Raw genomic sequence first — 5,528 nt, forward strand, 5'->3', positions numbered from 1 at the left:
GGGTGAGATAGGCCGCGACCTGGCGCGAGAATTTGCGCTTATCCATGAAAAGCTGGTGCGACCCATCGGCGGCAAGAATGGCGAAGCCGAGCGCCAGCGGCGTGTGCGGCACGTCGCCGCCGCGGATGTTGAAGGCCCAGGCGATGGAGGAGGGGTCGGTCAGCACCGCATGGGTGGCGCCGTCCTTTGCGATCGCCGCCGCCAACCGCGCGAGCTTGTCCTTGGCGAGCTCGCCGGCAAAGCCGATCGGGTGAAGTTCGACCGGGGCCACCGGCGCGTCGGGCTGATCCTTCCAGATGATGTCAATCGGGTTCTTGTCGAGCGGCACCAGCACGGCGCCTGATTTGTCGGCCGAGGCCTGCAGCGCCTTGACCTCGCTGATCGTGTGCAGCCATGGATCGAAGCCGAGCCGTGCGCCCTTGCCAAGATTGTCTTTCAGCCAGACAGCCGGCGGATTGTCGACCAGGCTTTCGATCGAAAAGACGTCCAGGTCGACCTCGCTGCGCACCTGCAGCGTGTAGCGCCCATCGACAAAGACGAAGGCGCGGTCGCGCAGGACGATGGCGACGCCGGCCGAGCCGCTGAATCCGGTCAGCCATTTCAGCCGCGCCGAGCGGTCGGCGACATACTCGCCCTGATGCTCGTCGGCACGCGGCACGATGAAGCCGTCCAGCCCGTTGGCTTCAAGCCATTGGCGCAGGAGCGCCACGCGCGGTTTGCCGACGGCCGGGTCGCCGGCGGAATCGAAGGTCTGGAACATTGTGGGCCTCCTGCGGTCAGCGCAACCGTAGCGTACGGTCACGGAAATCGGAATCGATTTCCGGCTGCGCGCAACCTGCTACAGCATCGCTTGACTGACAACCGGCGGAACTTGGTCCAAGCTCGGTCGGTCCCGGGCTCAATGCTTGAGGTGGATCGTCACCCAGCCCTCGCGGTGCAAGGTTCTGACGTGGCGAAAATTCTGGCCGACATAGGCCGAGATGACGGCGTCGCGCTGGCGGTCGAGGATGCCTGACAGCACGATCGAGCCGCCGAGCGCGATGTGGCCAGCCATTTGCGGCGCCAGCCGCATCAGCGGCCGTGCCAATATGTTGGCGACGATGAGATCGAAGGGCGCGCGCTTGCCGAAGACCGGGTGGTGAAAGCCCGGCGCGGTCACCGTTTCCACCAGTGCCTTGACGTGATTGAGCCGCGCATTGGCGGCAGCCACCCGCACCGCCACCGGATCGATGTCGGTGGCCAGCACAGGAATATGCGCCAGCTTGGCGACTGCAATCGCCAGCACCGCGCTGCCGGTGCCGAGGTCGAGCGCATTGCGCGGATGCTCGCGCCGAACCACTCTTTCAAGCATTTCCAGGCAGCCGGCGGTGGTGCCGTGGTGGCCGGTGCCGAAGGCAAGGCCAGCCTCGATCTCGATGGCGATCTCGCCGCTGTGGCGCTTGCGGCGGTCATGCGCGCCGTGGACGAAGAAACGTCCGGCACGCACCGGCTTCAGCTCTTCCAGCGAATGCGCCACCCAGTCGATGTCGGGCAGGGCCTCGCGCTCGATCGGCTTCGACAGGGAAAGGCCGGCAAGGATGTCGTTCAAGCGGGTCTCGACCGCATCGACGTCGCCATCGGCATAGAGCGACACTTCGTGGATGTCCTTGTCCTCGTCGACCTCCAGGACGGCGATCGGCAGCCCTTCTTCCTCGAAGGCTGCCTCAAGCGCCGCGAAAATGCTGACGGACTCGGTCTTTCCGGTGGTGAAGTAAAGGCGCGTCTGGGTCATGAAATCTGTTTCTTTTTGAGCATGATCTTGCCCGAAAACCGGTTCCCACTTTTCGGGATCAAGCTCTAGCCTTTCGCCGCCAGCCGCTTCAGCTTGGCGATGGCCGTATCGGCGCTTTCACCGTAGGCGATGGTGCCGGCAAAGTCGCCATTGGCGTTGAGCAGCAGCACCGAGGCGGTGTGGTCCATCGTGTAGTCGCCGTCGCCGGTGTCGACCTTCTTCCAGTAGATGCCGAACGACTTGGCCATGGCGTGGACCTTGTCGGGATCGCCCGTGATGCCGATGATGCGGTCGGAGAAATTGCTGACATAGGCGTTCATCACTTCCGGCGTGTCGCGCTCGGGATCGACCGATACGAAATAGGCGTGCAGGTTCTTGCCGTCGTCGCCGAGCGTCTTCAGCCAGCCGGCCAGTTCGAACAGCGTGGTCGGGCAGACCTCGGGGCAATGGGTGAAGCCGAAGAAGACGACGCTGGGCTGACCCCTGAAGGCAGCCTCGGTGATCGGCGCGCCTTTCTGGTCGACCAGGGTGAAGGCAGCGCCGAAGGGCTCGCCGCCATAATGGCCGCGATACCAGTCGAAAGTCAGCCAGCCGATACCGGCGGCCATCAGGACGAGAATGCCGACCAGGATAGAACGCATCATCAGAAAAGTCCGTCTGCAGAAATCGCCGCGCCGGCTCAATGCCGCGCCTGTGCGACAGTCTTAGCGGTTCGGCCTCGCACAGGCAAAGTGCCGCGTTGCCGCAACCGCAGTGGTGTCGACCTATCTGCTTGCAAAGCCGGGCTGCTCGCCCCACCTGTGACCGGCAACTCGAACCGCAGGAGGCTCCCTTGCCACGACTGATTGGGCACGGACTGATTGGGCGAAAACTGATCGGCGGCGCGTTGGCCGCGTGTGTTGTCGTTGGCGCCGGTGCCGCAGTCGCCGAGGAAGTCGGCAAGGTCGGCGTCGACTGGCTCGGCAATGACATCATCGTCGAAGCGATCAAGGATCCGAAAGTGGAAGGCGTGACCTGCCACGTCTCCTATTTCGATCGCGGCATCATCGATCGCCTGCACAAGGGCAACTGGTTCGAGGATCCGTCCGATTCCTCCATCTCCTGCCGCCAGACCGGCCCGATCACGATCGGCGACATCGACATGAGCGAGGGCGGCGAGGAGGTGTTCAAGCAAGGCATCAGCCTGATCTGGAAGAAGCAGGTGGTGAACCGCATCTACGACAAGCCCAATGAGACGCTGATCTATCTCTCGCATTCGCGCCAGGTGCAGAACGGCTCGGCCAAAATGTCGGTCACCACCGTGCCGCTCTACGGCCAGAACGTGGTGTGGAGCAAAGGCAAGCCGCAATAGGCTGCTTAGTTCCTTCGGGAGCCGGACGGACGAATGGTCCCGCTTGCGGGACCATTCGCTCGGCGAATCCTTGCTGGGAGACGATCTGAGGGACGATTGGTTCCGCTTGCGGGACCAATCGCCTAGGCGTAAAGCCGCCGGCATGGAGCGTTCCGAAAACCTCGTCCCGAAAGACCCCGAGCCGCGTATCCATCCGACCGCGGAGCTGAAGACGTGCAAGCTCGGCCGCTATGCCTCGATCGGCGAGCGGGTGGTGCTGCGCGAGGTGAATGTCGGCGACTTCTCTTATTTTGAACGCCACTGTGAAGCGATCTACACGACGATCGGGAAATTCTGCTCGATCGCCGCCAACAGCCGTATCAATGCGCTGGAGCATCCCATAGAGCGGCTGACCCAGCATAAGCTCAGCTACCGGCCGAACGAGTATTTTCGCTGGCTGGGCGTCGATGCCGCCTTCCGCGAGCGGCGGCAGGCGAAAGCCGTGACCATCGGCCATGATGTCTGGATCGGCCACGGCGCGGTGATCATGCCTGGGATCGCCATCGGCAACGGTGCCGTCATCGGCGCCAACGCCGTGGTGACGCGTGACGTGCCGTCCTATGCGATCGTCGCCGGCGTGCCGGCGAAGGCTCTCCGGCCACGCTTCACTCCGGATATCGCGGCGCGGATCGAAGCTCTCGCCTGGTGGGACTGGCCGGTCGAAAAGCTGGCCAGAGCGGTTCCCGACATGCAGGCCATGCCGATCGAAACGTTCCTCGATCGCTGGGAAAACGACGCCGTCTGACCAGTTCAAGTGCGTAGCGTTGAGACGGAGTCGGGCGACGCGCTTCAAGGCCCGCCGGACTGAAACCCCTTCCGCCATGCGGGGGTGGCGCAGCGGAAGGGGCTGGAGGTAAACCGCTGTGAAGCGGAAGGAACAGGCACTCTTGCCTGCAGGATCACTGTGGCATTGAACCCATAAGGTGTGTTTTCCTGACTATTCTCCCTACGCGTGTATTCAATTGCAGCTGGGTATTTGTCTGCCTCGGGAACCTGAAACGGTCGCTGGTTGTTTCTCATCGCGCCGCAGCGTCGAGGATTTCGATAGATGGAAAAACATTTCACAAAGGTCGCCAACTGGGTCGCCCGCATAGCCGGCCTGCCGCCGACATTCGCCGTCTGTTGCCTGATCGTCATCGTATGGGGGGTGAGCGGCCCGTTCTTCGGCTTTTCGGACACCTGGCAGCTCGTCATCAACACGGGCACGACCATCATCACTTTCCTGATGGTCTTCCTGATCCAGAACACTCAGAACCGCGATGGCGCGGCAATCCAGGCCAAGCTCGACGAACTGATCCGGGTCGGCAAGGGCCACAACCACTTCATCGGCATCGAACATCTGACCGAATCCGAAGTCGAGGAAATCCGCGCCAAATGCGAGCGTGCGGCAAAGCGGCATGACGAACAGATCGCCGACACGGCGGCGAAGAAGGCTGTGGCGAGGAAGCGCGGGTCGAAAAAGCAGGCGGCCTGAAAATCAGCCTTTCATGAACGCCGCGAAACTGTCCTTGTGGTCCGGGTGCCAGCGCGACAGGGCTGGGCGGTTCTCGATGATATCGCCGATCGCCCAGGCCATGCGCTTTTCATCCAGCGGGCGGGCCGCCTCATTGTCCGGGCACAGGATGTAGAAATCGCCTCTGGTCAGGGATTCCAGCATGAAATCCACAACCTGTTCGCCGGTCCAGGCGGCGGCCGGTTTTTCCGTCGCGCCCTCGGTCAGGCCGGTAAAGGTGAAGCCGGGGATCAGAAGATGGGCAGCGACATGGGCGCCGGGTTCGTTGCGCAACGCATGCGACAGGCCCTCGGTGAAGGTTTTCACCCCAGCCTTGGAGACATTGTAGGCAAGATTGCCGGGCGGCGTGGTGATGCCTTGCTTGGAGCCGGTGTTGACGATCAAACCCGGGCTGGCCGAGGCCAGCATGCGCGGCGCGAAGGCCTCGACGCCATGCACGACGCCCCAGAAATTGATGTCCAGCAGCCGCTTCCAGGCATCGCCGTTTTCCCATGGCTTTCCGGGATTGTCGCCGATACCGGCATTGTTCATCAGCAGCGACACGCCGCCGAAGGCGCCGAACGCCCTTTCGGCGAGGCGGTGTACCTCATCCGCCTTCGAAACGTCGGCGGCGACGGCAAGCACGGCATCGTCGCCGGCAATCGCGGAAACGGCGCGCGAGGCGTCGTCCAGCCGCGCGCCGCCAATATCGGCCAGCACGATCTTCATGCCCATCAGTGCAAGCCGCTTGGCGGCCGCCAGACCGATGCCGCTGGCGGCGCCGGTGATAACGGCGGCATTGCCTGGGGCAAGCGCGGGCAGGGCGGTCTGGATCTCGGCGTCGGTGATCATGGGCGATGGGTTCCTTGTTCGAT

7 protein-coding genes are annotated in these 5,528 nt (G+C 63.2%); 3 read left to right on the forward strand and 4 right to left on the reverse strand.

Annotated elements, in window-relative coordinates; translation table 11 throughout:
* The 3 genes from EN939_RS19120 to EN939_RS19130 form a co-directional block, all read right to left on the reverse strand.
* Positions 1-760 (reverse strand): aminopeptidase P family N-terminal domain-containing protein (locus tag EN939_RS19120; RefSeq protein WP_206520061.1); only part of this gene is annotated, 760 nt, incomplete at its 3' end.
* Between the two features lie 138 nt (positions 761-898).
* The gene (locus tag EN939_RS19125) at positions 899-1,771 is read right to left on the reverse strand and encodes a 50S ribosomal protein L11 methyltransferase (RefSeq protein ID WP_127269252.1); all 873 of its coding nucleotides are present in this window, start codon (positions 1,769-1,771) and stop codon (positions 899-901) included.
* Between the two features lie 65 nt (positions 1,772-1,836).
* Positions 1,837-2,415: an SCO family protein gene (locus EN939_RS19130; protein WP_127269253.1), complete on the reverse strand. Its 579-nt coding sequence runs from the start codon at positions 2,413-2,415 to the stop codon at positions 1,837-1,839.
* 188 nt (positions 2,416-2,603) lie between these two features.
* Between EN939_RS19130 and EN939_RS19135 the strand changes: the two genes are divergently transcribed.
* The 3 genes from EN939_RS19135 (at position 2,604) to EN939_RS19145 (ending at position 4,635) form a co-directional block, all read left to right on the forward strand.
* On the forward strand, positions 2,604-3,122 hold the full coding sequence (locus EN939_RS19135; RefSeq protein ID WP_127269254.1) for a CreA family protein: 519 nt from the start codon (positions 2,604-2,606) through the stop codon (positions 3,120-3,122).
* A 142-nt stretch (positions 3,123-3,264) separates the two neighbouring features.
* Positions 3,265-3,906, forward strand: a complete 642-nt coding sequence (locus EN939_RS19140) for a transferase hexapeptide repeat family protein (RefSeq protein WP_127269255.1) — start codon at positions 3,265-3,267, stop codon at positions 3,904-3,906.
* A gap of 303 nt (positions 3,907-4,209) precedes the next feature.
* The gene (locus EN939_RS19145; RefSeq protein ID WP_127269256.1) at positions 4,210-4,635 is read left to right on the forward strand and encodes a low affinity iron permease family protein; all 426 of its coding nucleotides are present in this window, start codon (positions 4,210-4,212) and stop codon (positions 4,633-4,635) included.
* A 3-nt stretch (positions 4,636-4,638) separates the two neighbouring features.
* Here the strand turns inward: EN939_RS19145 and EN939_RS19150 are convergent, their stop codons facing one another.
* The gene (locus tag EN939_RS19150; RefSeq protein WP_127269257.1) at positions 4,639-5,505 is read right to left on the reverse strand and encodes an SDR family NAD(P)-dependent oxidoreductase; all 867 of its coding nucleotides are present in this window, start codon (positions 5,503-5,505) and stop codon (positions 4,639-4,641) included.
* Between the last annotated feature and the right edge of the window lie 23 nt (positions 5,506-5,528).

Origin of the sequence: Mesorhizobium sp. M7A.F.Ca.CA.002.05.1.1 (assembly GCF_003998335.1) — a bacterium.
Lineage (GTDB): Bacteria > Pseudomonadota > Alphaproteobacteria > Rhizobiales > Rhizobiaceae > Mesorhizobium.

Coding starts and splice junctions, on each gene's coding strand:
- EN939_RS19125 (WP_127269252.1), bottom strand. CDS start 1,771: ATGACCCAGACGCGCCTTTACTTCACCACCGGAAAGACCGAGTCCGTC.
- EN939_RS19145 (WP_127269256.1), top strand. CDS start 4,210: ATGGAAAAACATTTCACAAAGGTCGCCAACTGGGTCGCCCGCATAGCC.
- EN939_RS19130 (WP_127269253.1), bottom strand. CDS start 2,415: ATGATGCGTTCTATCCTGGTCGGCATTCTCGTCCTGATGGCCGCCGGT.
- EN939_RS19140 (WP_127269255.1), top strand. CDS start 3,265: ATGGAGCGTTCCGAAAACCTCGTCCCGAAAGACCCCGAGCCGCGTATC.
- EN939_RS19150 (WP_127269257.1), bottom strand. CDS start 5,505: ATGATCACCGACGCCGAGATCCAGACCGCCCTGCCCGCGCTTGCCCCA.